The following is a 24,209-nucleotide window of genomic DNA, read 5'->3' on the forward strand; positions in this document are numbered from 1 at the left end:
GGGGGGGGGGGGGGGCGCCCCCCCCCCCCCCCCGAGACGGGAAGGCGGAAAAACCGCAAACCGGGGTTGACGGGTCCAACCATATCAGGCGGGGCACTGCTGCCCCGCGAGATCAGCCAGTGACAGGTCTTGTGTGCAAGTCGACCGTGAGCCGCCTTCACGATTGCTGGATATCGACCTGGAACTGATTTTTGGTACACTGTGATGGTTGCCTTGGATCGATCCGAAAGGAACGGATCACCTAGGACATGCTCGGGCCGATCACCGAGGAGGGGGACCGATGTCGTTGATGGAAACGCGAATCGCGGACCCGGAGGCCGTGAAGGCCGAATGGTTGAAGTCCCTGGACGCCTTGGTCTCGCTCGTCAAGCACTGGGTCGAAGCGGTGGGATGGCAGACGAGGTTGACGACCAAGCTGGTGACGGATCCGGATTTGGGCCGGTACGAAGTCCCACTCATGCTCATGGAGCGGGGTGGTGTGGAAGTGGTCTTGAGCCCGTTGGCTCGGACTGAGCCCGGGGCCGTGGGAGTGGTTGACCTCAACCTGATGCCGACCTACGACGATATCGCAAGCCTCGAATACGATGGCGATTCATGGTCCATCCGGCTCGCCTCCCCTCTCAACTCAACGAGCTCACGTCCCGCGAGCGGGCTCCAGCGGCATCCTCTCGACAGAAATGCCATGAATCGGATCCTCGACGCGGTCGCGACCCATGCCTAACCTCTATGAGGTGTTCGACCGGCTGAAGGCGACCCGTCGTGAGTATACTGTCGTGGCCGACGCCGTCCAGCGACTCCGAGACGCTGTCCGAGCTCACCAGGTCCCCGCCCCGCAGGACTCATCCCTCCGCGACTACAATGCTGCGGCCCGCCAACTCGAGCCCACCTATCTCGTCCGGCTATGGGCCGAGTTCGAGACGGCACTTCGCTCCTATCGTAGGCATGTGATTGGCAACCCCAACGAGAATCTGAGGGCGTCCGACCTCATCGACTGGGCGCAAGGAATCCAAGAGGGGCGTAAGGTCGATGCCCGGACGCGCGAACTGGTCCACGAGGTTCGCGAGTATCGCAATTCGCTGGTCCACGAACGAGATGATATGGTGCTGGCCATCGACATCGAAGAGGCCCGCCGTCGCCTCAGTACCTATCTCTCGAAGCTCCCCGACCAGTGGTGACCACGCCCGCCGTCGGTCTCGTCGGGTTTTGGGGCAGCCGACGCCTCGGTCGATCCACCGACGACAATGAAACGCGAGCCGCGTTTGGGGAATGCCATCGGTCGTCTCTTTTGAAACCTCAAGCCTCCTGCGCGACAAGATCCACTGCGACTGAAATAGGAGTTACGCAGTTGGTATTCTGGGTGGTTTAGACTCGACGCAAGTCGTTATTTCTCGACGGATTTCCCCTGCCAGCAAATTGCCCAGAATCCCAACTGCGTAACTCCTATGAAAGTCGTCTTCGTCCAATTTCAGCAGAAGCATCGTTGCATTGGGAGCCCAGGAGTGAGCGACTTGACAGACATGCCGCGATACAACTTGAATAAGGCGACCTTTTACTTCACTAGGACGTTCCGATTCGATAGTGCCTTCATGGAAGGAGACGATCATGCGTGGTTTACCCGTGTCAGGGGCAATTGCATGGATTGTATTCGGCTCGAGTACTCTTGCCCAGGATGTTTCGGCGTCTCGATCATTATCCAGCGTGACATCGAAGCTCAGGGCCGAGGCGAAGAAGACGACCGAGGCCGAACTCTCGAAGCTCTTTACGTGGCTTGAAGACGTAAAAAACCAAGAACACATAGGATTGTCGAAAAGTCAGGTCGAGCTTATCCGGCAATTCAAGACGCTGACACGTGACATCATTCGGGCCTGGTTGCTTCGAGACCTGGACGCAAAAACGGCCCCTGCCGCGTCGATTCTCGAAGAGCGTCTCTCGGAGCGAGGGGTCCGGCTTCGGGCCCGACTCGCGGCCCATGCCGAGGCCATCGTGCTCGAAGGCATCCTGACCCCGAGGCAGGCGGAACGCTCGCGGAGGGCGACCAGTCGGAAGGCTGAGCCGTTGCTCTTCGGACACTATGGCTTGCAACCGATGCCGGTCGATCTTTCGGAGAGGACTCTTACCGAACTGGTGGACGAACTTCGTGTTATGGGTACCGAGTGGGGCCGTGCCGGTCAGTTCATTGAGGTCGTTCTTGGCCGGGCGGATTTCCGAGAAGCCTTTCCGGGCGGAATCGAGCACCTTGATCCCATCCGCCGGATCCTGGCGCGGAAGTATATGCCGAAGGTGGAACTCCTCGAGGCTCAGAGAGTGCTTGCCGAGCGGATCGATACCCTGACGCTGAGCGTGCTCCGAGCTTGGGCGACTCGTGACCTGGATCAAACTCCCCTACCACCACGAGCTATCTTGGCTGAGCGGTTGGCATGGACGGAGAGGTTCAGAGATAGCCTATTCACCCACGCCGAAGCGATTACGCTCCTGGGCATCCTGACCCAGTCACAAGCGGACCGCGGCCTGTCGGTCATTTGGGAGGGGCTAGGCCCTCGTGCTCTCTTCGACCCCTCGTTGGTCTCGCGGTTGCGAATTACGAAGTCGCAGCAAGAGTATGCTCTTCATCTGCTCGATGAAAGAGAGGCCGTTTTGCGAGAGATTATGGGGCAGACAAAATACTTCAGGATCCTTTCTGATTCCAATCCCGAGTTCCAGAAGCAAGTTCATCAAAACGAGGCCGCGTTTCATGTGAAAGAAAAAGAAATGGGCGATCTAATCATCATGGAAGCACTTACTCGGACACAGTTGCGAGCGTTTCAGCGAATTATGGGTGCCACGTCGTCGGCTCGTATCCCGGTCCCCAAGGTGAAACAACCAGAGCGTTCGAGTGGACCGCACTCATCGTGAATGAGTTGGACGACGGTGGTCATGGTGGTTGCATACGTGAAGTCCGCATGCTCCAAAACGCGGTCTGAACCCGCCCGATCTCTACTTGGCAAGACGGATCGCTCCGTGTTTGCCACGCGGCGGCATGACAACTCGAGTCCGCCGACCTCGTCGGTTCTCCACTGTTGGATCAAGACGGCCTCGTCGGGGGGAAGCGCGAGGGCCGCCGGCCGGGTCAGGCGAGGGATTTCCAGATCCGGTCGAAGTGGGCCATGAACGACGAGACGAGGCGGGCTTCGGTCGTGACGATCAGGTTCTCGGCGTTGTCGCGGGCGGCGCCTCGGGTCCAGTTGTAGCTGCCCGTTAAGAGGATTTCGAAGTCGACGAGCGCGAATTTGTGGTGCATGTGGAACGGGCTGTGGTCCACGCGGACGGCCATCCCGGCTTCCTCGAAGCGGCCGATGTCGGAGCCGAGGTCCTCGGCCTTGGCGTTGTCGGTGACGACCCGCACGGCGACGCCGCGACGGTGGACCTCGATCAGGGCGTCGGAGAGGCGGTCGTCGGTGATCGTGAAGACGCAGACGTCGACCGACCGGCGTGCCGACTTCAGGAGCCGCTGGATCGCGTGGGGGCACTCGTCGCCGGGGCTGAAGTAGACGTCGGCGAGCGGGGAGTGCGCCTCGCCTCGCTGCCCGACCCGGAGCGCCGCGAGGACGTCTTCCAGCCAGTCGAGGACGTGCTGGTCGTCTTCTTCCTTCATGGCGTCGCGAGCGATGTCGAAGGCCCGGTCGCGGATGGCCTCGCGCTTCATCTGCGGGCCTAGCTTGGCGACCAACTCGGCCAGGGCCTGCCGCTCATTCCTCGAGAGACGACGGTCCTCGAGCGTATGCGTGAGCCATTCGTCGATTTCGAGGGGTGTCATGGGGAACGGATCCTGTGGAAAATACGATGCGGACGCATCGCGCCGATCGACATCACCGGCGATATCGCCGAGGCCTTTCCGGCCGCCCTTGGCGGGCTTTGTTTTGGAGGTTACTCCCATTCTTGTCAAGGGGAATTAAAGCTATTGGCAATCTAAATATGGTGTTTTGATTGATTGAAAAGCCCGCTCGAGGGTCACAGGGGAGAGCCCCGATGACTTGCGTCACTCACTACCGGTTCCGAGTCAACCGGGGACGTTGACGACGAGCTGTCGACCGTAGTTTTCGAGCTTGCGGACGACCGCGGCGGCCTGGTTGCGGGCGTTGCGGACGTAGAGATTGCTGGTCTTCGTCGCGTCGGCGACGATCGCCGTTACGCCGTCGCCGACGTCGTTCTCGATGTTGGTGATGCCGTTGTCGATGTCGACGTCCTTGACGCCACGGGACACGGTGATGGCGTTGGAGACGCGGGTCGCGGCCGAGGCGCCGAGGGCGGCGAGCTGGCGGTCACGCGCGAGGCCTTTGGAAAGGGCGCGGATCCGCCCTGGCGCTTGGGCCTGCTGCCGGGCGTCGGCGAGCGACTGGGTCAGGCCGCTGACGGCGGTGGCGGCCCGGCCGGCGAACTGGGACGCGGCCGAGTCGATCTGTCGCGAGGCGTCACCCAACGCTTGCAAGGTGGAGACCCGGATGGCCTCGAGCTGGCGGATCCCCGCGCTCGCGTCGGCTGGGAGGGTCGAGAGCAGCCGACGCCCCTCCAGGGCCTCGACGCCCGGGGCGGCCGTTCGGCGTCGGGCAGAGTGCTCAGGAAGTGTCCGGAAAGGGCGAGCAGGCACGGGACGGACTCCACGTCGAGAAAAGTTTGAATAAATTGTTACGTGTAAATTTGGTTGGCTGTATTGCTTGGGACGCTTTGCGGTCGACCCGTGCATAGCCATAGCGGAGTGGGGACGCTCCGTTCTCTCCCCACTCTTGCCCCGCATTTTTGCGCGAGACATTTGGGAACCGCTCTGGCGGAATCCGGGTTCGCTCGGCCAATCATCGGATGTGGCCACGCTAAAAATTTCGCGGAAAGGGTCTTGCTTGAGGAAGGCTGTAGACGCTAAAAAATTAGCGTCGGCCCGGCGAGTCGTCGGGGCCGAGGGGCGCGATCGGGCCGGGTTCGGCCGGGAGGGGCCGTTGGGCGAAGGGTTGAGCCGCCGGGAGCGGCAGGTGATGGACATCTTGTATCGGCGCGGGCACGCGACGGCGGCGGAGGTCCGCGAGGACCTCGAGGAGCCGTCGAGCGACTCGGCCGTCCGGACGTTCCTGAAGATCCTCGAGGACAAGGGACAGCTCCGCCGAGAGCGTGAGGGGGGGCGGTACGTCTACCGGCCCGCCCGGTCGCGCCAGAGCGCCGCGAAGACGGCGCTGCGGAGGGTCCTGCGGACCTTCTTCGACAACTCGACGGAGAAGGCCGTCATGGCGCTCCTCGACGTCTCCGAGACGAAGCTCCCCCAGGACGAGCGCGAACGGCTCGTCCGGCTCATCGAGCAGGCCCGGAAGGAGGGGCGATGACCACGGCGATCTCAGTTCCTATCGTACTATCGGCCGTCACCTCGTCCTGGTTGACGATTCTGGGGGCCGCCACGCTCAAGGGGATGGCTCTCCTTACGGCCGGCCGGCTGTCGATGCTCGTACTGCGCGGGTCTTCCGCCCGGCATCGGGCCTGGTCCCTGGTGCTCGCGGGGCTGCTGATCCTGCCTGCCCTCGAAATGATTCCCGCGAGCTGGGGCTGGAGGGCCTGGTCGACAGAGCCGGCTTCGTTAGCCGGGGCCGATCTCCTGCCGGCCGTCCTGCCGCCGAGGGCGGAGGCGAGACTCGAGCCGACTTCGCCTCCGCCCATGCTCCCCACCCGGGAGGGCTTCGCCGAGGCTCGGTCGTCGGTGCCCCTGCCGGTGGCCTTCGAGGGGTTACCGTCGCGATCGAGGGCCTGGATCCCGGCCGGACTGGTGGAGAGTTGGCCGGTCGTGATCTTCGGGGCCTGGATTGCCGGGGCCCTGGTCGCGATCGCCCCGTTCGTGCTGGGTTTGGCGACGACCCGAGCGCTGGCACGCCGGTCGGCCTCGGTGGAGGAGGGGCCGTGGGTGGAGCTGGCCGGGGAGATCGCTCGAGGATATGGCCTCGGGCGGCGGGTGGAGCTGCGTCGGGGCGAGGCGGGGATGATGCCCGTGACCTGGGGGCTCTGGCGGCCGGTCGTCCTGCTGCCTGAGGACGCCGAAGGTTGGCCGGCGGAGCGGCTCCGCGCGGTGCTCCTGCACGAGCTCGCCCATGTCGTGCGCCTCGACATCCTGGCGCAGCATCTCGCGAGGCTGTCGTGTGCGGTCTACTGGTTCAATCCGCTCGTCTGGATCGCCGCGGGGAGGCTCCGCGTCGAGGCGGAGCGGGCCAGCGACGACCTCGCGCTCGGGGCGGGGCTGCGGGCTTCGGACTACGCTTCGGACCTCCTGCGACTGGTGGATGAGCTTCGGCCGGGCGCGGCCCCCGCGACCGTCGCGCTGGCGATGGCCCGTCGCGGCGTCCTGGAAGGGAGGCTGCGGGCGATCCTCGACGCGGGGCGCGACCGCCGAGGCCTCTCCCGGCGACTCGCCATCGCGCTGGGCCTGGCGACGCTCGGCGTCCTCGCGACGCTTGGCACCGCCCGGCTCTCGACGTGGGAGGAGGCCCTCGCACCGCCGAAGGTCGTGACGCCGAGTCCACTCAAGGACGACGCGGACGGGCTTCCGGGGCCGCCGACTCCGCCGACTCCGCCGACCCCGGAGGCCCCCTGGCGCAAGTGGGTCGGGGGAGTGGCGACGGTCGAGCTCGTCGCGGTCTCGACCAAGCCCCCCGGGGCGAAGACGTGGTGGCGCCCCGATGGCAGGGCCCTTACGGAGCCCCCGCGCAAGGAGCCGATCGGGATCGAGGCGGCGAGCCCGGACGACGCGAAGCGAAGAGTGTTTATGCTTCGGGTCCTGACCACGGCCGGGGACGCCGACGTGAACGTCGACTTTCGCCCGAACTCGGGGGGCTCCGGCTACGGTGTGACGCCGGGCGCTCGGGAAGGGGCGAGGATGGTGCAGTGGCTCGAGGTCTCGACGATCTTCCCGGAGGGCCAGGCGACGTGCTCGATCCGCGTCGGGGTCGCGGGAGGCCCCTGGAAGACGGAGGGGGAGTCGCACGGGGGGAATGAGTCGTCAGGGGGCTCCACGGAACGCCTGCCGCTCATCTTCGCGAAGCCGAGGGAGTCCAACGGGGTGACGTCACGGGTGGTCACGACCCGGGCCCGCGAGGGCCATGTCACCCGGGTGGTCGCCGTCGACCTCTCGGGCAAGGTCCTCGGGCCGAGCCGGTCCGCGACGGGCTCCGGCGACGTCCTCAAGCAGTTCGACGTCGAGTTCATGCGGCCCCTGTCCGAGATCGCCTCGTTCCGGGTCGAGAGCCGGCCGATCGCCTGGACGGAGTTCAAGGACGTCCCCCTCAAGGCCCTCCCCGGCCTCGAGCCCGTGGCCCCCGAGGTGCCCCAGGCCCATGAGACGAAAAATCGGCATGCGATCGCATTTCGGCTCGTTGATGGACCGACGGTTGCCAAGGGGCCGATCTCCGACGAGTTGATGCGACTCTCCCTGCCTGCCCCGGGTTCCCTGCGACCCGAGGTCTTGCTCGACGAGTCCCACGTCAACGGCGCCGAGGCGCTCGGGTGGGGGAGCGACGGCTGGTCGTTCGCGGTCAACTTCACGCCCGAGGGGGCGAAGGCCTTCGATGCGATCCTCCACACTTACGCCCGACGTCGCCTGGCCCTGGTGCTCAACGGCCGGGTCGTCTCGGCCTCAATCCTCGAGCCCGAGCCGGGCCTCGTCGATTATCTCTCCGGCCGGATGGAGGTGGCCGGGGCCAAGACCCTCACGGCGGAGGTCCTGGACGTGGTCGACCCCGGCACGGCCCACCCGCGACCCGTCGTCGGGTCGATCGTCTCGCGTCCTTCGCTGACGATTGGCGACGGCCTGACGGGCACGGACGCCATGGCGTTCGCGACGTCCGGCACGGCACTGGTCGGCCTCGGGACGCTGCCGGGTCCCGGCGGAGGGCAGGGGGCCCGGTCCTGGGACCTCCGGTCGGGCACCCTCGTCCACAAGCAGGTCGGGCCTTCCGAGGCGACGAACTCGTTCGCGCTCTCCCACGACGCATCGAGGGCGGTCAGCCTCGATAATCAGGGACAATTGCTTGTCTGGGACACATCCTACGGAAAAACGATTCAGTCTTTTCCGGGCTATGGAAACGCGGACCTGCGTGTTGCCTTCTCGCACGACGGTCGTTGGCTTGTGACCGCCGGTTCTTCGCGGGAACTGAAGCTTTGGGACCTTCGCAGCGGGATGGTGAAGTGGACTTTGCCCGACCGTTGGGCCAACGCCCTGGCCTTCTCGCCCGATGGCACGACCCTCGCCGGCAGCGGCTCGGGTCCGGAAGCCCGGCTCTGGGATGTCGAGACCGGGAACCTCGTCCGCACCCTCTCCGGCGCTCGCGGCGGGGTCGTCTCGGTCGCATTCTCTCCCGACGGTGCAACCTTGGCGGGTGGGGACCTTGTCATGGGCGACCGCGTCCAGAAAGGGATCCACCTCTTCAACAAGACCGTCGCCGGCGAGGTGACCCTCTGGGACGTCCGGTCGGGGAACCTGAAGCACAGGCTCGTCGGCCACGACAACGGGGTCGTCTCGGTCGCATTCTCTCCCGATGGCAAGTTCGTCGCGAGCGGCTGCGTCTACGACTACTCGGCCCGTGTCTGGGATGTCGCGACCGGACGGCCTGTCCGAACGTTCGGCATCCACGACATCGGGGTCAACTGCGTCGGCTTTTCTCCCGATGGCGCGACCTTGGCCACCATCGGCAGTGAGGGGAAGATCCGCCTCTGGGATTGGAAACAAGAGAGGCGATAGCGCGTGGCCTTCGCCGGCTCGGCCAGACAGGCGCCCCGAATTCCTCAAGACGCGCGAGATCACGCACAGGGGCGTGATGACTTGAGGATTTGGGGAGTCTTGGATGGAATGGTGAGAGGCGTTATCTGGGCCGATTTTGGTCGAGCGTCTGTTTTTGACACGGCCATGGACGATTCGCTCGGGTCTGTGGATTGGTCTCCGCCAGCGGTCCCGGGGCGTTTCTCGGCGGCCGGGCACGTCCCCTCGGCGAAATGTCGGGGATTGCACAGTTTTGCATGCACCGCTGTGAAAGGACGACTTTCGCCCGGGGCCCACGCGTGTTACCATGAGTCCCCCCACCAACAGCCCCAGTTCCCGGGGCGACTGTATGCCGAAGCGTTCGGGGATGCCCAACGTCCCCTCGCGAAGGCAAGCATGGAGGACTCATGGAGTCACGCGACCTCGAATTGTTCAGCAGTGAAGATCTCATCGACGAGTTGCTTGGCCGGGCGACGTTTCAGGGAGTCATCATCCACTCGAAGGAAGAGGCAAGATCGCCAGATTGGAGCGGACAGCGAGTCTTCCGCGTCCGCTTGAACCAGAATCTTGGTACCGAAGAAGCCGGCCGTCTGCTGGATGTCGTCGGTCAGTACATCGCCGGCCAAGAGTAAGGCGCGAAGATGGATAGACCTGGGGCGGATTGATTTCAACCCCCTTGAACTCCGAGTGGTCGAGGCGACGGCCGAGGTTGACGACGGACCGCGCAACGGGCGCTTCGGCCTTCTCGAGGCCGACCCGACCAACGCCAACGGGACGGGGGATGCCGATGCATCCCCCGTCCCGTTTTGATCAAGGGCCGAACCTCGGGCGAGGACCTGAAAATCACGGATGGGAGAGGAGGAGAACGATCAACAGATGACGCAGATTGCCGCAGATAAAATATTGGAAATATCGAATTTGGTGATAGTCTTCTGATCTGCGTTCATCGGCGCCATCCGTGGATGAATCCTCCGATCCCCTGGACTATCCGTGTTTCTCCGCTGCGGGTCGGTCTGTCGTCAGGATTGCGTGCGAGGTCAGGAGGGAAGGCCGTTCTTGCTGCGGGAGCCTCGCGAGTGGACCTCGACGTTGCCCTGCTGCTCGACTTTGACCTCTTCCTTGCGGACCTGGCCGGACACCCGCTTGGTATCCTTGACGACCCGCTTGCCGACCTTGACCTCTTCGATCACGACGGCGTCCTTGCTCACGGTAACCTGCTCTTCGCGGACGGGGATGCGGATCTCCTCGCCTTCCCGGATCGATTCCACCGACGTGCGGCCGTGGACGGGGGTCCGCTCGATGATCACCTCTTCGCGCTCGACGGGGATCTCGAGCGTTTTGGTCTCGGTGTGGACCTCCTTACGGACGCGGACCTCGCCGGCTTCCACCGGTCGCTTGTCGGCGTGGAGGCGTTCCTCCTTGACCTGGATGGTGTCGCCCTCGCTCACCTTGGCCGCTTTGGCCTTCGTGCGAGTCGAGGCGGACTTGGTCACGGGCGTGGTCGTCTCCATGGCGGTGGCGACGTTGCCGTGCGTATTCATGTCGTAGGCCCGGTGGCGGCGGAGGATCGCCTCCGCCTCGTCCGTGCGTCCCTCGGCGCTGACGGTCACGATCGTGCGGCCGGCTTCGAACTCGCCCTGGTAGTATTTCGCTTCGTGCTCGGGGATGCCGGAGCCGACGAGCGCGCCCACGAGGCCGGCGATGCTCGCCCCGGCCGCCGCGTTCGAGAGGATCACGCCCAGGGTCCCCGCGGCGAGGGCAGGCCCCACGACCGGGATGATCCCGGAGAGGACCCCGAGCCCCGCCAGGGCCCCCAACCCCAGGCCCGTCAGGGCGCCGGCCAGGGCCCCCGTTTCTGCCTGCGAGTCATCGTCGGCGACGGTCGTCGAGTCGTCCACCATCCCATGACGCATGGCCACGCCGATCTGGTCGTCGCGGAACCCGGCCATGCGCAAATCGTTCACGGCCTGGTCGGCTTGAGCCTGGTCTTCGAAGACGCCGACGACGGTACTACGCTTGATGGCCTTCATGATCGTCTCCTTCGGTTTGGAGAGTGAGCCCCTTCGGAGGCGTTGCGGCCCCTCGAAAGGTCCTCGCTCCGTCGGATCGTATGAGAGAATTGACGTTTGCAAAGCTCGTGCCGTCTGTATCCCCTGATTTGACGGATTCGAAGCACTCCCGAGAACCTCCCCCACGGTGCAAATTGCCCAGGGTCGCCCGTCTGCCACGGGGAATCGCGCCGCCAACGAATGATTTGCCACATCAAAGAAGCAAGGGGTTTTTAGCCACGGATGAAACACGGATAAATCGAAAAATCAGAGAATTGATCAACAGATGACGCGGATGAACGCAGATTGGAAATGCGATTAAATGTTCTTGATTAAAGAATTTTATTAATCATGGAAATGATTTTGAGTTTTATTTGTTTGTTGTCCGTGTTCCATCCGGGGCTAAATATTCCCCGTCTTCCATTCCATGGCAGATTTTCGCCCGATGTCAGGTCGTTTTTTCGCGACCCTGTAAGGTTCGGTCTTTCGGCGTGAATTTAGACTGCTGGGTGCGAGTGGCAGGCGATATCATCGATGACAGGACGTCCGGTCGTCGATGTTCGGGGGTGACCTCGCCGACTGACGCCTAGGCGGCGATGCCGACCGCGTGGGATCCACGGATTCGAGGGCCGACGATGACCACGAAGCTTGCGCCGGGGATGTATTTCGGGGAGAGGGGGCGAGGTTTCGAAGTCGGTGGCCTGACGTTCGCCGAGTCGGCGTACCAAGCCGGGCTCGACATCCCGGAGCACGGGCATACCCACGCGTTCTTCTATCTCGTGGTCGACGGCGCCTGCGACGAGGTCTGCCGGCGTGCTCGACGGTTCTGTGGCACGTCGACATTGGTGTTCCACCCTGCCGGCGAGCTTCATGCCAACCGCTGGTACGAGGCGGGCGGCCGCGCATTCCACGTCGAGATCGCGTCGGCCCGTGCCGACGCGCTCCGCGAATACACCACGGTCCTCGACAACCCGGCCGACTTCCGCGGAGGGGCCGCGACCTGGCTCGCCGAACGCCTCTACCGCGAGTATCGACGCCCCGACGGCGCCTCGTCGCTCGCCCTCGAAGGGCTGGCCCTCGAACTGTTGGGCGAATGCTCGAGGCACTCCGCGCCCGTCCCGGATCGCACGCCCCCGAGGTGGCTCGTCCGGGTCGTCGAGATGCTCCACGACCGGTTCTCCGAGCACCTGTCGCTCGACGAGATCGCCGACGAGGCCGGGGTCCACCGCGTCCATCTCGCCCGGTCCTTCCGCGCCCACCACGGCTGCACCCTCGGCGACTACGTCCGCCGGCTGAGGATCGAAGAGGCCTGTAGGAAGCTCGCGGACTCTCCGCTTTCGCTCGTCGAGATCGCCCTGTCGGCCGGATTCTCGGACCAGAGCCATTTCTCGAAGACTTTCCGAAATGCCATGCGCATGACCCCCGGCGAATTCCGCCGCCAACATCGCAAGGGTTGACGGCTCGAAGGCGGGTTCCCGAATTCTTGGATTCTGATGGGGTCGTGTCATTGTAGCTATGATCTTTGATGCGAGTTGGGGGCCTCGTGGGAGTCGCCGGGCGGCCTGCGACTCGGCCGCGGGTTGAAAGAACGGTCGGCGGCCGGTATTTTGTGGTCTTGCGACCGGCCCCAAGGGTCCCGGACCTCGCGACGGAGACGCGCGAGTGTACGGTGGAAGTCCTCGCGGCCGACCGGACGGAACCTGAGACGCGCATCGGCATCAGGGAGGAGACACCTCGATGAAGGACGAAGCTCAAGCCTCATCGCGGGCATGGATGGTGGTCGCCGGCCTTGCCGCAACCCTGGGCGTGGCGCTTCGGGCTCGGGCCTACCTCGCGAATCGCTCGCTCTGGATGGACGAGGCCATGCTCGCCTTGAACATCCGAGGACGAGACTTCGCCGCCCTCAGCCGCCCGCTCGAGTACGACCAGGGTGCGCCAATCGGGTTCCTGTACCTCGAGCGGCTCTCGCTGCTCACCTTCGGCACGAACGAGCTGGCCTTGCGCCTGCTGCCGTTCCTGGCGTCGCTGGCGACCCTGGCGCTTGCCTACCGCTTCTGCCGGGCGAACCTCGGGGGCTGGGGGGCCGCCATCGGGCTCTCGGTGTTGGCCGTGATCCCGGGGCTCATCTCGTACTCGGGCGAGGCCAAGCAATACGCCTTCGACGTCGCCGCCGGAGTGCTGGTGCTGACCTTGGCGGCCGACATCCTCCGCCAGGGACTGTCGCCCCGACGGGCGGCCCTCTTCGCGGTCGCGGGCGTCGCTGCGGTCTGGCTCTCCCACCCGGTCGTCTTCGTCCTCGCCGGGGCGGGGACCACGATCATCGTGAAGGAAGTCGCCAACCGCCGGGTCTCCTCGGCGCTCCTGGCGATCGGAGTGGCCGCATGCTGGCTCGTCAGCTTCGGGGCCCACTACGCGATTGCCCTCAAGGATTTGCAGTCGAACTCCTTCCTCAACGCGTTCTGGGAGTCGGGCTTCCTGACGTTCCCGCCGACGTCGATGAACGCGATCCGCCAGTACGTCGTGGTCGCGCTCGGGATCTTCGAGGCCCCGTTCCAGAACACGCAGCTCGAGGAGAGCCTCTCCGAGCGGATGTCGCTGATCGCGGCGGCGGCCTGGAGCGTCGGGGTCGTCGCGCTGGCGCGTCGCCGGGAGCGGGGGATGCTCATGCTCCTGATCTCGCCGCTCGCCTTCGCCATCCTCGCGGCGATGCTCCACAAGTACCCGGTGCGCTATCGCCTCGCCCTCTTCACCGCCGGCCCGACCCTGTTGATGAGCGTGACGGGCGTGGTCATCCTGCTCCGCTCGATGGACGGCACGGCCCGGATGATGGGCCGGATTTTGCTCGTCTGCCTGCTCCTGCTGCCGACGATGCAGGCCGCCCAGTTCCTCCTCGAACGCTCGAAGCCCTACGGCGCCCGCTCCGTACTGGAGCGTGTGGCCCAGGAGTGGCATCCCGGCGACCTCCTCCTCGTCGACGGCGGATCTGAGCCGTCCTTCCGCTGGTACAAGACCTACGGCCACATCCCGGGCCTCGACCGCGTCGTCGCGACCCCGTGCAAGTCGGGCGTCGCCGACCCGGCGAAGCTCGTCGAAGACCTCCCCTCCCTCAAGGGCCGCTCGCGCGTCTGGATCCTCGTCTCGGCCCATCTCCCCGACCGCAACGGCCGAGAAGCCCAACTCCTCCGCGTCACCCTCGACCAGTGGGGCAAGCAGCTCGAGTCCGTGACCGCCAAGGGCTATTACGCCTACCTCTACAACTTCCGCTCCCCCGTGTTCTCCCTCACCGGCCGGAGCTTCGACGGTCGCGACTGAGCAAACCTTAGCCGATCTGCAGCACCATCATGGTGTGTACAACGCGACGCCTACCGCAGTGGCCTCGGCCTTGAGCCTGTCGTCGAGGGTCGCCAGCGGCAGGCCTTGTCGCATGGCGAGCTCCAGGTAAGCCGCATCGGAGGCCGACAGGTTCCGGGCCCTCGCGGACGCGAGCGTTTCAATCAAGGCGTGAGCGGCCGTCTCGCCGTCGACGACGATGGGGAACGCCTTCAGCAGGCTGAGCCAGGTTGCGGCCTGTGCCGGCGTCGAGCGTTTACGACGCTCGCCGACCAGGAGTGTGTTGGCTACCTCCAGTGACCAGAGGGCTGGGACCACGGCTCGCCAGGGCCCGAGGAGACTGTCTCGGACCGCATCGGCATATTCGTTCGCCTCGTCCTGGAAGTACCAGCTCATGGTGACCGAGCCGTCCAGGACGAACTCCTGAATGTCGCTCATAGAGTTCCTCCTTGAGTGCCCCTGGCCGTGGCTAGAAGCGTCGTCCTTCCTCGATCATCTCGCGAATCGTGAGGCCTTCCCCAAGCCTAGGCCCTCGTTCATCGCGAAACCGCTTCATCGCCTCGACCGCCGCATGCACGTCGGGCTTCTCGGCCGCAGGAGCGGGGACGAGCATCGCCACCGGCACGCCGTGCTTCGTGATGGTGATCCGTTCCCCCTTGGCGACTCGTTCGAGGAGCTGGGGGAGATGTGTCTTCGCTTCATAGCTCCCGACTGCTGATTCCATGAGTCCCTCCACACTTCGACTGGTCTTCGACTAGTCTATAGCCAGCGACTCAGAATGCCAATTCCCCTTCTCTCGGCACGATGTCGCTTTTCGCCTGGTTTGGCCGTCCATAGCCAATTGTTGCCAACGAGGAAAGCGTGAGAGGCTAAGGAGGAACTCATGGAAACCATGAATATCGCCCTTCCCGAATCAATGAAGCAGTTCGTCCAGGAACGAGTCTCCGAGGGTGGCTATAGTATTGCTAGTGAATATGTGCGTGAGTTGATCCGCGCCGATCGGAAGCGGAAGGCCGAGGAAAGGATCGATGCCCTCTTGCTTGAGGGGCTGGACCCTGGCGGGTCGATCACGATTACCAAAGAGTATTGGGATGAGAAAAAGCGTAAGCCGAACGAACGGCTTGGGAAGATCCGGCCGAATCAATGACGCCCCGAGCTCAGATCCTGGCTTCGGCCGAGCGTGATTTGGAGGCTCACGTCGAGTACTTGTAAACAGGCCCGGGGCTGGAGACTGCGCTACGGCTTTATTGCGCGGTTGCGGTGACATTCGAGACGTTGGTGTGATTGCCCGGTATTCGGAGAGCGCCACAAGTCCCGAAGACCCCGGCTGGCTGTGCTCAGGGTCCTTCGAGTGAAAGGCTTTGAGAACCACCTCATCTTCTACCGACCGATTGAAGAGGGCATCGAGGTCGTTCGTATCCTATCATTGGGCACGCGATATCGATGGTGCCTTGGAAGACGACGAGACTTGACCCGCCGTCCCCGGTCCCCGACGTCACGGTCGTTCGAGCGTGACGCGGAGCCCTCGGAAGGTCTTCTTGGCGCCGGGGGCGGCGCAATCTCGAGTCTCCCCCGCGATCTCGCGGCGGCCGTCGTCGCTCAAGATGGTCGCGACGCGGCCGTCGAGGAAGATGGCTTCGGGGTTCAGTGAGGTCAGGTCGACGCCGGGCACGGGTTTTGGTTCCCCGTTGTCGGTGCCCGACCAGAGGTAGAGTCGGGATCCTGATTCTCCGCCGAAGTGGCCGCCGACGATGACGTAATGGTCGAGGGCAGGGGCCCATTCGAGGCTCCGGATGCCGAGGCCGCCCAGGTCGAGTTGCATCGGCGGGCCGAACTTCGCGTCCTTGTCCTCGGTCACCCCTTTCGGGTTCTTGAGCCGGGCGATCAGGGCTTTGCCGTCGGGGATCGGGTTGCGGAAGCCGATCAGGAGGTCCCCCTCGGGGGTCGCAGCCAGCCCTTCGATGCTCAAGCCGCCGGGGAGCTTGGGAGCGATTTTCGCGGCGTCCTTGAGTTGAAACCGGGCGTAGTCGGGGTGGTCGGCCAGATCCCGGATGAGGTGGCGGTAGGGGACCGCGACCACCTGGGCCGTGGCGGTAGACGCGGTCGCGGTCACCGTCGTTGCGAACAGGCGACGACGGTTCTTCCGCTCCTTGCCGTCCTTGTTGGTGCTGTGGGAACCGATCCAGTAGATGCGGTCGTCGATCCGGGCCGCACCTTCGATGTCGACCTCGAGGCTCTCGCTGGTGTCGAGCTGCAGGCGTTCGGTCGACAGCTTCGCGGCGAGCGGCTCGTCGGGATGGCCGTTGCGATAGACCCGGAGGAAGGTCGTCGGGTTGTCCTCGTCGTCGGCGACGACGAACCGGCCATCGCCGAGCGAGACGGCGGCGGAGGCGTTGCAGATCCCCGGATATTCGACGACGGCCGGAGGGGATGCCCCGAACGTGGCCGAGGCGGGCAGCAGGGCGAGGAGGATGGCGGTGCGCAAAAGTTGTCTTTTCATGTTGTGTCCATGGTGGCCAGGCCGGTGCGCCGGTCCGGAACCCCGGTGGCGTGAGAAAGTGTTGGAGACTATGTTGTAAATTAATAGAAAAAATGTCGAAGTCAATAGTCTGAATCTCCGTTCGCGGGCCGGCCCTCGTTGCCTTGCCTCGCGTCCGGGCCTCGTGGTATCCCTCAAAGGGGGCCGCTCGGGATTGGTCGCCGATGTTTGGGGAGAACCGCCATGAAGATGCGCAAATTGGGGAACACCGGCCTGGATGTGGCGCCGCTCATGTTCGGGGGCAACGTCTTCGGGTGGACGGTCGACGAGGCGACGTCATTCCGGCTCCTGGACGCGTTCGTCGGGGCTGGGTTCAACTTCATCGACACGGCCGACGTGTATTCGAGGTGGGTCCCGGGGAACCACGGCGGGGAGTCGGAGACGATCCTCGGCAAGTGGTTGAAAGCGCGGGGGAATCGAGACCGGGTCGTCCTCGCCACGAAGGTCGGGATGGAGATGGGGCCCGAGGATAAGGGGTTGTCGAGGGCGTACATCGTCCGCGAAGTGGAGCGGTCGCTCGAGCGGCTCCAGACGGACTACATCGACCTGTATCAGGCGCACACCGACGACGCCTCGACGCCGCTGGAGGAGACGCTCGGGGCGTTCGCGGAGCTCGTCGCGCAAGGGAAGGTGAGGGCCGTCGGGGCGTCGAACTACACCGCGGCGCGGCTGGCCGAGGCGCTCCAGGTGGCCAAGAAACTTGGTGTCGCCGGCTACCAGTGCCTCCAGCCGCACTACAACCTCTGCGAGCGTGCCCTGTTCGAGACCGAGCTCGAGCCGATCTGCCTCGAGGCGGGACTTGGTGTGATCCCGTATTACTCCCTGGCCAGCGGGTTCCTCACGGGCAAGTACCGTTCGGAGGCGGACCTGTCCAAGAGCCTCCGGGGTCAGCGTGTGAAGATGTACCTGAACGACCGTGGGGCGCGGATCCTCGGGGCGCTCGACGAGGTCGCCGGCCGCTACGACTCGACCCCGGCCCGGGTTGCCATCGCCTGGCTCTCGGCCCGTCCGAGCGTGACGGCGCCGATCGCGAGCGCGACCAGCCTCGAACAGCTCGAAGACCTGGTCGAGGCCACGAAGCTCGAGCTCGACGCCGGGGCCATCGAGCTCCTGAACCGGGCGAGTGCGTTCGAACGCTGACGATGCCGCCAAAGGCGCCGGCCGGATCGGAGGTCGTCGAATGGCCGCTTCAACGCGTGAGCAGGCCCGCGTCGATCACGAACTCGGATCCGGTGATGAACCGGGCGCGGTCCGAGGCGAGGAAGACGACGGCGTTGGCGACGTCCTCGGGCTCGACCCAGGGGACGGGGAGGAGGTTGCCGGCGGAACGCTCGGCGACCTCGCGGGGGGACAGGCCTTCGAGGGCCGCCAGGCCGTCGTTCATCGGGGTGTTGACGCCGGTCGGGTGGATCGAAACCACGCGGATCCCGTGCGGGGCCAGCTCGATCGCCCAGGACTTGGTCAGGCCGGTCAGCCCCCACTTCGACGCGGCGTAGTGGCCCAGGCGGCCCATACCTCGCAAGCCGGCGATCGACGAGTTGTTGAGGATCACCCCCGACCCTCGGGCGATCATGTGCGGGATCACCCGCCTCGCGACCAGCCAGGGCCCTTTCAGGTTGATGTCGATCATGGCATCCCAGGCGTCCTCGGTCAGCTCGTGCGCCAGGCCGTAGCCGCAGATGCCCGCGTTGTTGAAGAGGATGTCGATTCCGCCGAGTTGTTCCACGGACATCGCCACCGCGTCGGAGACGGCGCGGTCGTCGCGGACGTCGGCGGCGAACGTCAGGCAGGTCACGCCGAAGGCCCGGCACCCTTCGGCGAGTGACTCGAGGTCGTCCGAGGTGCCCATGTCGTAGCCGGGATAGGCGAGCGGCCTGGCCACGTCGAGGGCGGCGATGTGGGCCCCTTCGCGGGCGAGCGCGAGGGCCGAAGCTCTTCCCTGGCCGTGGGCCGCGCCCGTGACGAAGGCGACCCGGCCGGGGAGCTCGGGAATGCGCTGACCTTCCTTGATGCCGGCCTCAGGCATTGCCGGGCTCCTTGCGGTAGCGGAAGAGGGACTCGTCGAGGTCGACCCGGAGCGCGTTGTTGAAGACGTTGGTGGCGATCATCAGGCCGCCGAACACCGCGAGGGTCACCAGATGCTCCGGCTCGAGGAAGGCGGCGAGCTGGCCGTACAAGGCGTCGGAGACGTCGTTTGGATCCTGGGCGAGCTGCCGGCCGAACGTGACGAGGACCTGCTCGCGGTCGTCGAGGACGAGGGCCTCGGGGTCGTCGCCGGCGTCGATGAGGATCCTGCGGAAGAAGGTGGAGCAGATCAGGCAATCGGTCGCCGACGAGATGGCATGCGCGAAGAGGGTCGTGGGCCGTTCGCCGAGGATCGTGCGGACCTCGTCGCGGAGGTCGTACCAGGTCATCAGGGCGCGGAGGGCGACGGGGGAGCGGGCCAGGGTCCGCTTCATGTTGGTCGCCCGGCCGTAGGCGGCCTCGAGCGCGGCGACCTGGGCCTCGGCCTCGGGGCCGTCGTCCTTCTCGATCGGTCGGACTCGGGCCATCGAGTGGCCTCCTCTTTTGCGCGGGTGGAAGTCGTCCCGAGTGCCGTCCGAAGGCGACACTCGGGGATGATCCCTCGGGGTTCGCGCCGGGTTTCGACGGACCTCGGGGCGGTTGGGTTGTCGAGGCGGCACGGAGGAGCCGGGCTTCCGAAGAGGGGGGCGGGATGAAGGGATGAGCCGGATGACGACGTCCCTGGTGACCGTTGCGGAAGGCCGGACTCACGCCGAAGGGCGGGCCCCTTCGGGGGAGAGCCGAGCGGGGCAGGGGAGGCTCGGCTGATGGCTCAGCTTCGGTGGGCCTGGTGGCAGGCCTTGCACGAGGCGCCGATCTTCTTCTGGGCGGCCTGGGCGGCGTCCTTGTCCTTGTCCTTGGCGGCGTCGTCGAGGGCCTTGAAGTCCTTGACGTAGAGGTCGGAGAGCTTCTTCCAGGACGCGTTGTCGCCCTTGGGGGGCTCGTTCTTCTCGAGCGACTCGGCGAGGCCCAGGAACTCCTTGGTGGACTTCTGGATGGAATCCCACTCCGGGGACGCGGCGGCCAGCTTGGTCTTGAGCTGACCGGCGGCGGACTTGGGGCCGCCCTTGTTGATCTTCATCGCGTCCTTGATCGTCGGGGTCTTCTCGTCGGCACCTGAGGCCAGGGCCGCCGCGATGAGGACGACCGGTCCCGCCAAGATCATGATCTTCTTCGTCATCCAAGTCTCTCCGACACATGATTCCGATGCACCTGCGAGCCGAGGAGCCGTCGCCCCCGCGCCGCAGGCCGACTATTATAGTCGGCGCATGGCCAGAAGGAATCGGGCATGTCGTGGCGGGCTTGATCGGAATTGTCGGGATGGCGGTGGGGGCGTGGCCTGGCCGCCGGACCTTTCGGATACGGGCGTCGACGGCTCGGGTTGGAAGGGGAGAGACCCGGCGATCGATCGATCGATCGCCGGGGGTTGTGGCGAGGCTGGTCAGGCGTAGCCGGCGGGGTGGCTATTGTGCCAGCGCCAGGCGGTCTCGACGATGGAGCGGATGTCGGGGTAGCGGGGCGACCAGCCGAGCTCCTTGACGATCTTCGCCGGGGTGGCGATCAGGGTGCCGGGGTCGCCGGGGCGCCTGGCGACGAGCTCGTGGGTGATGGGCCGGCCGATGACGGCCTCGCAGGCGGAGAGGACCTCCTTGACGGTCACCCCCGTGCCCGACCCGAGGTTGTAGTATCGGCCGACGCCGGGCCCGATGTTCTCGACGGCGAGCTGGTGGGCCTGGGCGAGGTCGTCAGTATGGACGTAGTCGCGCACGCAGGTCCCGTCGCGGGTATCCCAGTCGTCGCCGAAGACCAGGAGCTTCTCGCGACGTCCCACGGCGACCTGGAAGGCCAGCGGGATCAGGTGGCCTTCGTGCTTTCGAGATTCGCCGAAGGCTCCGTCGGGATCGGCCCCCGAAGCGTTGAAGTAGCGCAGGAGGGCGTAGCCGAGGTTATAGGCCCGGGCGTACTCCTTGATGAGCCACTCGGCGGCGAGCTTCGTGGAGCCGTAGGGGGTCTCGGGTGTCTGGGGGGAGTCTTCGAGGAGCGGCATCTCGGCGGTGAAGCCGTAGGTCGCCGCGGTGCTGCTGAAGACGATCCGGGGGACGCCGGCCTCTCGCATGGCGTCGAGGACGTTCTTGGTCCCGATGACGTTGACGCGGTAGTAGCCTTCGGGGTCGGCGATGGAGTCGGGGACGGACGCCAGAGCGGCGAAGTGCATGACGGCCTCGGCGCCATGCTGCCGCATGACCTCGGTCATCTTGTCCTTGTCGGCGATGTCGCCGACGACGAGCCGGCCTTCGGGGACCGCGCCCTGGTTCCCCTCGCTGAGGTTGTCATAAGCGATGGGGTCGTGGCCGTTCTTGAGCAGCCAGCGAAGGCAGGCGCTGCCGATGTAGCCGGCCCCGCCGGTCAGGAAGATCTTCATCGATTCGTCTCCTCAAGGATCTCGGCCGATTCGCGAGCCGGATCGGGAATAGGGCCAGGTCTGGGGCCCGGCCCCGGTCGGGTCCCGAGGATTCGCGCGGTGGCCTCGAGCATGTTTTCGGCCACGACGTAATCCAGGTCCAGAGTCCGTTCGGCGTCGGTCAGTCCCTTGCCCGTGATGACGAGGATGCTCCCCCGGCATCGGGCGTTGATCCCGGTGAGCACGTCGCTGATCATGTCGCCGACCATCCAGGAGGCGCCGAGGTCCAGGCCGAGGTCTTCGGCGGCGCGGAGCAGCATCCCGGGACCCGGTTTGCGGTCCGGGTGGTCGACCGCGGTACGGTCGTCTTTGGTCGTGGGGGCGTGCGGCGAGAAGTAGATCGCGTCGACCGCCGCCCCTTCGGCGGCGAGCTGGCGGTTCATCTCGTCGTTGATCTCGTGTAGTCGCTCCTCGGTCAGGAGCCCCCGTCCGATCGCCGACTGGTTCGTGACGACGACGCGGGCGAACCCCGCGTCGGCCATCTTCCGGAGCGACTCCGCGACTCCCGGCAGGACCCGGACGAGCGCGGGGTCGGACAGGTAATGGACCTGTTCGATGATGGTCCCGTCGCGGTCGAGGAAGACGGCGGGGCGGCGCCCTTCGACCTTGTGGTTCCCCCGGAGAGTGGCGAGGACCGCCGGGGCGTCCTCGCGAGCCTTCTCGAGGGCGGCGAAGGTCCCGATGTCGAGGTGGTAGCCGTCGAACGGCCAACCCCGCATCCGACCGACGAACTTGGGCAGGACCTCGAAGCCGAGGTCGAAGGCCTTCAAGTCGGCGATCTCGCGATAGGCGTCGGCGTCGACGATGTAGACCCCTGCGTTCGCGAGGTCACCCTTCGGCTCGCTCGGCTTCTCGACGAAGGAGACGACGCGTCCTTCGCCGTCGAGCTCGGCGATCCCGCACGCCTTCGGGTTCGGGGCGCGGAACAGGAGCATCGTGAACGGATCATTGTGGGAGCGGTGGAAGGCGAGCATCCGCTCGAGGTCGACGCTGCTGAAGTTGTCGGCGTAGATGAGGATCACCGCGTCGGCCCCGTCGGCGAACGTCGCGTTCGCGGCGACCGTCCCGGCCGACCCGAGGAGCTCCGGCTCATAAGACTCGTCGAGCTGGACGCGTCCGGAGGCGTTGACCTCTTTGATGTACTCGCGCACCTGATCGGCCAGCGCGTGGGTGTTGACCCTCACCTCGCGGACGCCGGCGTCGGCGAGCCGGTCGATCCAGTAGTCGAGCAGCGGCTTGTCGGCGATCGGCACGAGGCATTTGGGGGTCTGGTCGGTGAGCGGCCGGAGCCGGGTCCCCAGGCCTCCCGCGAGCACGAGCGCCTTGGTGGTGTGGGCACTCATCGCCAATGCACCTCGGGCTCGTTATGGATGAAGATGTTCCGGCTCCCGTGCCGGGCGATCTTGAAGGGGAGCTCGCGCGGACGCCCGAGCGCCTCTCGGATCCCTCGATGCCGCCAAGGGGGGGCCATGATGAGCAAGAAGCCGCCGCCGCCCGCCCCCAGGAGCTTGCCGCCGACGGCACCGGCCCGACGGGCCGCCTCGTACCACTCGTCGACCTGCTGGGAGCTGATGCCGAAGCCGAGCGACCGCTTCAATTCCCAGCCGGTGTGGAGCATCGACGAGAACTCGTCGAGGTCCTCGGCCAGCAAGGCCTGACGCATCGCGTCGGCCAGGTCACGCATCTGCGTGAGCACGGTCATCCGGTCCCCGGTCTGCTCCGACTGCTTCTCGAGGATCTTGTTGGCGTCGCGCGTCTGCCCCGTGTACAGCAGCAGGGTCCGACGCTCGAGCTCGTCGAAGATCTCGGACCGGCACGGCAGGGGCTCGACGTCCACGCTGTCGTCGGGGTTGAAGCGGATGTAGTTCAGCCCGCCGTACGCCGCCGCGTACTGGTCCTGCTTGCCGATCGGGTTCTTGAGGATCTCGATCTCGATCTGGCAGGCCAGCTCGGCGAGTCGCTGGTGGCCGACGACCCGCCCCCGGTAGGCGTAGAGCGCGTTGAGCAGGCCGAGGGTCAGGCTGCTGCTCGAGCCCATGCCGGTCCCCGCCGGGACGTCGCCGATGGTCGTGATCTCGATCGGGTCGTCGATCTCGACCAGCTTCATCACCTCGCGGGCCAAGGCGTGCTGGATGTCGTCCAGGTTCTGGGCGATCTCGGTCTTGGAGTAGCTGAGCCGAATGTTCGACTCGAACCGACGATGGATCGTCACGTACATGTGCTGATCGATCGTCGTGCTCAGCACCGCGCCGTATTCGCGACGATAGAACGCCGGGAGGTCGGTCCCCCCGCCCGCGAAGCTGACGCGGTAGGGGGTCTGGGAGATAATCATAATTCCTGACTCTACCGGATTGCAGGTTTAGGGGTTCTGAATCCCGTCAGTGCGGTCGATGCCAGCAGGTCGCAGAGCGAGTGCCCATGATCGCGTCGGCCGTGGAACCGATAGGCGAGGCTATCGAACTTCCGAGGGCCGTTTCATGAGGCGAGGAGGGCCGGGAGTTCTCCCGCATCGCATGTCCGAAGAGTCGTGGCTCGGGTGGGCCCGAAAGGCCATGGGCCACCACGTACGACTCTGTCTTGGACCATAGCTTCTCTAGCATCTGACGCACAGGGGCGGTCCAGGTTTTCGAGTCACACCACCTTCGGAGCTCGCCCATCGGGCGTCGACCTGTCGCGAGGCTTGCGGGGGCCTCGGAGCGAGGTCGTCTCGGGGTGTCACGGTTGCGCCACCTCATCGAATCGGTCGATCGCTGACCTGGGGAGCGTTTGCGAAGGGGGTTCGGCCTCAACCGAGGGCCCGGTGTGCGACGCGTGAACGATCCAAGAAGAAGGGGCTCAGAAGGAGGGTTGAGCTCGGCAATCATCGCGACAAACTTCACCCAGCTTATTTCCGCCCCAAGGTAACTTGCTCCCCCATCGGTGTCAACCAGAAGATTTCAGGGGCGTCTCGCGTCCTCGTGCCATCTCAACGGGATCTCCCGACACGTTGTCCAGCTCATCAGGCCAAGA

At 65.4% G+C, this 24,209-nt stretch carries 22 protein-coding genes; 10 read left to right on the forward strand and 12 right to left on the reverse strand.

Annotated elements, in window-relative coordinates:
• Positions 1-280: 280 nt before the first annotated feature.
• From ACYOEI_RS39435 to ACYOEI_RS39445, 3 genes are all read left to right on the forward strand, one after another.
• A complete protein-coding gene (locus ACYOEI_RS39435) occupies positions 281-721 on the forward strand; it encodes a hypothetical protein (protein ID WP_462856056.1) in 441 nt (146 codons plus the stop codon).
• The gene (locus ACYOEI_RS39440) at positions 714-1,175 is read left to right on the forward strand and encodes a hypothetical protein (protein WP_462856057.1); all 462 of its coding nucleotides are present in this window, start codon (positions 714-716) and stop codon (positions 1,173-1,175) included. The genes ACYOEI_RS39435 and ACYOEI_RS39440 overlap by 8 nt, the downstream gene beginning before the upstream one ends.
• A 427-nt stretch (positions 1,176-1,602) precedes the next feature.
• A complete protein-coding gene (locus ACYOEI_RS39445) occupies positions 1,603-2,892 on the forward strand; it encodes a hypothetical protein (protein WP_462856059.1) in 1,290 nt (429 codons plus the stop codon).
• A gap of 214 nt (positions 2,893-3,106) precedes the next feature.
• Here the strand turns inward: ACYOEI_RS39445 and ACYOEI_RS39450 are convergent, their stop codons facing one another.
• Positions 3,107-3,793 (reverse strand): phospholipase D-like domain-containing protein, encoded by a 687-nt coding sequence (locus tag ACYOEI_RS39450; RefSeq protein ID WP_462856061.1) that lies wholly within the window; start codon positions 3,791-3,793, stop codon positions 3,107-3,109.
• A gap of 243 nt (positions 3,794-4,036) precedes the next feature.
• A complete protein-coding gene (locus tag ACYOEI_RS39455) occupies positions 4,037-4,624 on the reverse strand; it encodes a hypothetical protein (protein ID WP_462856063.1) in 588 nt (195 codons plus the stop codon).
• A 355-nt stretch (positions 4,625-4,979) separates the two neighbouring features.
• Here ACYOEI_RS39455 and ACYOEI_RS39460 point away from each other — a divergent pair, with 355 nt between their 5' ends.
• The 3 genes from ACYOEI_RS39460 (at position 4,980) to ACYOEI_RS39470 (ending at position 9,390) form a co-directional block, all read left to right on the forward strand.
• Complete coding sequence (locus tag ACYOEI_RS39460; protein WP_462856109.1) at positions 4,980-5,345, forward strand: BlaI/MecI/CopY family transcriptional regulator; 366 nt, start codon at positions 4,980-4,982, stop codon at positions 5,343-5,345.
• Positions 5,342-8,740, forward strand: a complete 3,399-nt coding sequence (locus ACYOEI_RS39465) for a M56 family metallopeptidase (protein WP_462856064.1) — start codon at positions 5,342-5,344, stop codon at positions 8,738-8,740. Before ACYOEI_RS39460 ends, ACYOEI_RS39465 begins: the two co-directional genes overlap by 4 nt.
• Positions 8,741-9,165: 425 nt before the next feature.
• Positions 9,166-9,390, forward strand: a complete 225-nt coding sequence (locus ACYOEI_RS39470; RefSeq protein WP_462856065.1) for a hypothetical protein — start codon at positions 9,166-9,168, stop codon at positions 9,388-9,390.
• A gap of 405 nt (positions 9,391-9,795) precedes the next feature.
• Here ACYOEI_RS39470 and ACYOEI_RS39475 read toward each other — a convergent pair whose 3' ends face one another.
• Positions 9,796-10,788 carry a YsnF/AvaK domain-containing protein gene (locus ACYOEI_RS39475; RefSeq protein ID WP_462856066.1) on the reverse strand — a complete coding sequence of 331 codons (993 nt, stop codon included), beginning with the start codon at positions 10,786-10,788 and terminating at the stop codon, positions 9,796-9,798.
• A gap of 653 nt (positions 10,789-11,441) precedes the next feature.
• Between ACYOEI_RS39475 and ACYOEI_RS39480 the strand changes: the two genes are divergently transcribed.
• Together ACYOEI_RS39480 and ACYOEI_RS39485 are read left to right on the forward strand one after the other, a co-directional pair.
• On the forward strand, positions 11,442-12,263 hold the full coding sequence (locus ACYOEI_RS39480) for a helix-turn-helix transcriptional regulator (protein ID WP_462856068.1): 822 nt from the start codon (positions 11,442-11,444) through the stop codon (positions 12,261-12,263).
• Between the two features lie 280 nt (positions 12,264-12,543).
• Positions 12,544-14,118 (forward strand): hypothetical protein, encoded by a 1,575-nt coding sequence (locus tag ACYOEI_RS39485; protein WP_462856069.1) that lies wholly within the window; start codon positions 12,544-12,546, stop codon positions 14,116-14,118.
• A 27-nt stretch (positions 14,119-14,145) separates the two neighbouring features.
• Here the strand turns inward: ACYOEI_RS39485 and ACYOEI_RS39490 are convergent, their stop codons facing one another.
• Together ACYOEI_RS39490 and ACYOEI_RS39495 are read right to left on the reverse strand one after the other, a co-directional pair.
• Complete coding sequence (locus ACYOEI_RS39490; RefSeq protein WP_462856071.1) at positions 14,146-14,574, reverse strand: type II toxin-antitoxin system VapC family toxin; 429 nt, start codon at positions 14,572-14,574, stop codon at positions 14,146-14,148.
• A 31-nt stretch (positions 14,575-14,605) separates the two neighbouring features.
• A complete protein-coding gene (locus tag ACYOEI_RS39495) occupies positions 14,606-14,860 on the reverse strand; it encodes a type II toxin-antitoxin system Phd/YefM family antitoxin (protein ID WP_462856072.1) in 255 nt (84 codons plus the stop codon).
• A 159-nt stretch (positions 14,861-15,019) separates the two neighbouring features.
• Between ACYOEI_RS39495 and ACYOEI_RS39500 the strand changes: the two genes are divergently transcribed.
• Positions 15,020-15,283 (forward strand): type II toxin-antitoxin system ParD family antitoxin, encoded by a 264-nt coding sequence (locus ACYOEI_RS39500; protein WP_462856074.1) that lies wholly within the window; start codon positions 15,020-15,022, stop codon positions 15,281-15,283.
• A gap of 348 nt (positions 15,284-15,631) precedes the next feature.
• Here ACYOEI_RS39500 and ACYOEI_RS39505 read toward each other — a convergent pair whose 3' ends face one another.
• Positions 15,632-16,636: a DUF3616 domain-containing protein gene (locus tag ACYOEI_RS39505; RefSeq protein ID WP_462856076.1), complete on the reverse strand. Its 1,005-nt coding sequence runs from the start codon at positions 16,634-16,636 to the stop codon at positions 15,632-15,634.
• A gap of 222 nt (positions 16,637-16,858) precedes the next feature.
• Here ACYOEI_RS39505 and ACYOEI_RS39510 point away from each other — a divergent pair, with 222 nt between their 5' ends.
• Entirely contained in the window at positions 16,859-17,815 is a 957-nt protein-coding gene (locus tag ACYOEI_RS39510; RefSeq protein WP_462856077.1) for an aldo/keto reductase, read from the forward strand.
• A 49-nt stretch (positions 17,816-17,864) separates the two neighbouring features.
• Here the strand turns inward: ACYOEI_RS39510 and ACYOEI_RS39515 are convergent, their stop codons facing one another.
• The 6 genes from ACYOEI_RS39515 to ACYOEI_RS39540 form a co-directional block, all read right to left on the reverse strand.
• Positions 17,865-18,701, reverse strand: a complete 837-nt coding sequence (locus ACYOEI_RS39515) for a mycofactocin-coupled SDR family oxidoreductase (RefSeq protein WP_462856078.1) — start codon at positions 18,699-18,701, stop codon at positions 17,865-17,867.
• Positions 18,694-19,227, reverse strand: a complete 534-nt coding sequence (locus tag ACYOEI_RS39520; protein ID WP_462856080.1) for a carboxymuconolactone decarboxylase family protein — start codon at positions 19,225-19,227, stop codon at positions 18,694-18,696. The genes ACYOEI_RS39515 and ACYOEI_RS39520 overlap by 8 nt, the downstream gene beginning before the upstream one ends.
• Before the next feature lie 284 nt (positions 19,228-19,511).
• Positions 19,512-19,919: a cytochrome c gene (locus ACYOEI_RS39525; RefSeq protein ID WP_462856082.1), complete on the reverse strand. Its 408-nt coding sequence runs from the start codon at positions 19,917-19,919 to the stop codon at positions 19,512-19,514.
• Positions 19,920-20,180: 261 nt separating this feature from the next.
• Positions 20,181-21,161: a UDP-glucose 4-epimerase GalE gene (galE, locus tag ACYOEI_RS39530; protein ID WP_462856084.1), complete on the reverse strand. Its 981-nt coding sequence runs from the start codon at positions 21,159-21,161 to the stop codon at positions 20,181-20,183.
• Positions 21,158-22,543 carry an HAD-IIIA family hydrolase gene (locus tag ACYOEI_RS39535; protein WP_462856086.1) on the reverse strand — a complete coding sequence of 462 codons (1,386 nt, stop codon included), beginning with the start codon at positions 22,541-22,543 and terminating at the stop codon, positions 21,158-21,160. Before ACYOEI_RS39535 ends, galE begins: the two co-directional genes overlap by 4 nt.
• A complete protein-coding gene (locus tag ACYOEI_RS39540) occupies positions 22,540-23,532 on the reverse strand; it encodes a GHMP family kinase ATP-binding protein (protein WP_462856087.1) in 993 nt (330 codons plus the stop codon). Before ACYOEI_RS39540 ends, ACYOEI_RS39535 begins: the two co-directional genes overlap by 4 nt.
• Positions 23,533-24,209 lie beyond the last annotated feature (677 nt).

Source organism: Singulisphaera rosea (genome assembly GCF_054877945.1).

What these genes read in the sequence shown, in the direction of transcription:
- ACYOEI_RS39515 (WP_462856078.1), bottom strand. Translation starts at nt 18,701, where the DNA reads ATGCCTGAGGCCGGCATCAAGGAAGGTCAGCGCATTCCCGAGCTCCCC.
- ACYOEI_RS39510 (WP_462856077.1), top strand. Translation starts at nt 16,859, where the DNA reads ATGAAGATGCGCAAATTGGGGAACACCGGCCTGGATGTGGCGCCGCTC.
- ACYOEI_RS39500 (WP_462856074.1), top strand. Translation starts at nt 15,020, where the DNA reads ATGGAAACCATGAATATCGCCCTTCCCGAATCAATGAAGCAGTTCGTC.
- galE (WP_462856084.1), bottom strand. Translation starts at nt 21,161, where the DNA reads ATGAAGATCTTCCTGACCGGCGGGGCCGGCTACATCGGCAGCGCCTGC.
- ACYOEI_RS39470 (WP_462856065.1), top strand. Translation starts at nt 9,166, where the DNA reads ATGGAGTCACGCGACCTCGAATTGTTCAGCAGTGAAGATCTCATCGAC.
- ACYOEI_RS39540 (WP_462856087.1), bottom strand. Translation starts at nt 23,532, where the DNA reads ATGATTATCTCCCAGACCCCCTACCGCGTCAGCTTCGCGGGCGGGGGG.
- ACYOEI_RS39495 (WP_462856072.1), bottom strand. Translation starts at nt 14,860, where the DNA reads ATGGAATCAGCAGTCGGGAGCTATGAAGCGAAGACACATCTCCCCCAG.
- ACYOEI_RS39450 (WP_462856061.1), bottom strand. Translation starts at nt 3,793, where the DNA reads ATGACACCCCTCGAAATCGACGAATGGCTCACGCATACGCTCGAGGAC.
- ACYOEI_RS39475 (WP_462856066.1), bottom strand. Translation starts at nt 10,788, where the DNA reads ATGAAGGCCATCAAGCGTAGTACCGTCGTCGGCGTCTTCGAAGACCAG.
- ACYOEI_RS39445 (WP_462856059.1), top strand. Translation starts at nt 1,603, where the DNA reads ATGCGTGGTTTACCCGTGTCAGGGGCAATTGCATGGATTGTATTCGGC.
- ACYOEI_RS39535 (WP_462856086.1), bottom strand. Translation starts at nt 22,543, where the DNA reads ATGAGTGCCCACACCACCAAGGCGCTCGTGCTCGCGGGAGGCCTGGGG.
- ACYOEI_RS39465 (WP_462856064.1), top strand. Translation starts at nt 5,342, where the DNA reads ATGACCACGGCGATCTCAGTTCCTATCGTACTATCGGCCGTCACCTCG.
- ACYOEI_RS39520 (WP_462856080.1), bottom strand. Translation starts at nt 19,227, where the DNA reads ATGGCCCGAGTCCGACCGATCGAGAAGGACGACGGCCCCGAGGCCGAG.
- ACYOEI_RS39490 (WP_462856071.1), bottom strand. Translation starts at nt 14,574, where the DNA reads ATGAGCGACATTCAGGAGTTCGTCCTGGACGGCTCGGTCACCATGAGC.
- ACYOEI_RS39480 (WP_462856068.1), top strand. Translation starts at nt 11,442, where the DNA reads ATGACCACGAAGCTTGCGCCGGGGATGTATTTCGGGGAGAGGGGGCGA.
- ACYOEI_RS39525 (WP_462856082.1), bottom strand. Translation starts at nt 19,919, where the DNA reads ATGACGAAGAAGATCATGATCTTGGCGGGACCGGTCGTCCTCATCGCG.
- ACYOEI_RS39485 (WP_462856069.1), top strand. Translation starts at nt 12,544, where the DNA reads ATGAAGGACGAAGCTCAAGCCTCATCGCGGGCATGGATGGTGGTCGCC.
- ACYOEI_RS39440 (WP_462856057.1), top strand. Translation starts at nt 714, where the DNA reads ATGCCTAACCTCTATGAGGTGTTCGACCGGCTGAAGGCGACCCGTCGT.
- ACYOEI_RS39435 (WP_462856056.1), top strand. Translation starts at nt 281, where the DNA reads ATGTCGTTGATGGAAACGCGAATCGCGGACCCGGAGGCCGTGAAGGCC.
- ACYOEI_RS39505 (WP_462856076.1), bottom strand. Translation starts at nt 16,636, where the DNA reads ATGAAAAGACAACTTTTGCGCACCGCCATCCTCCTCGCCCTGCTGCCC.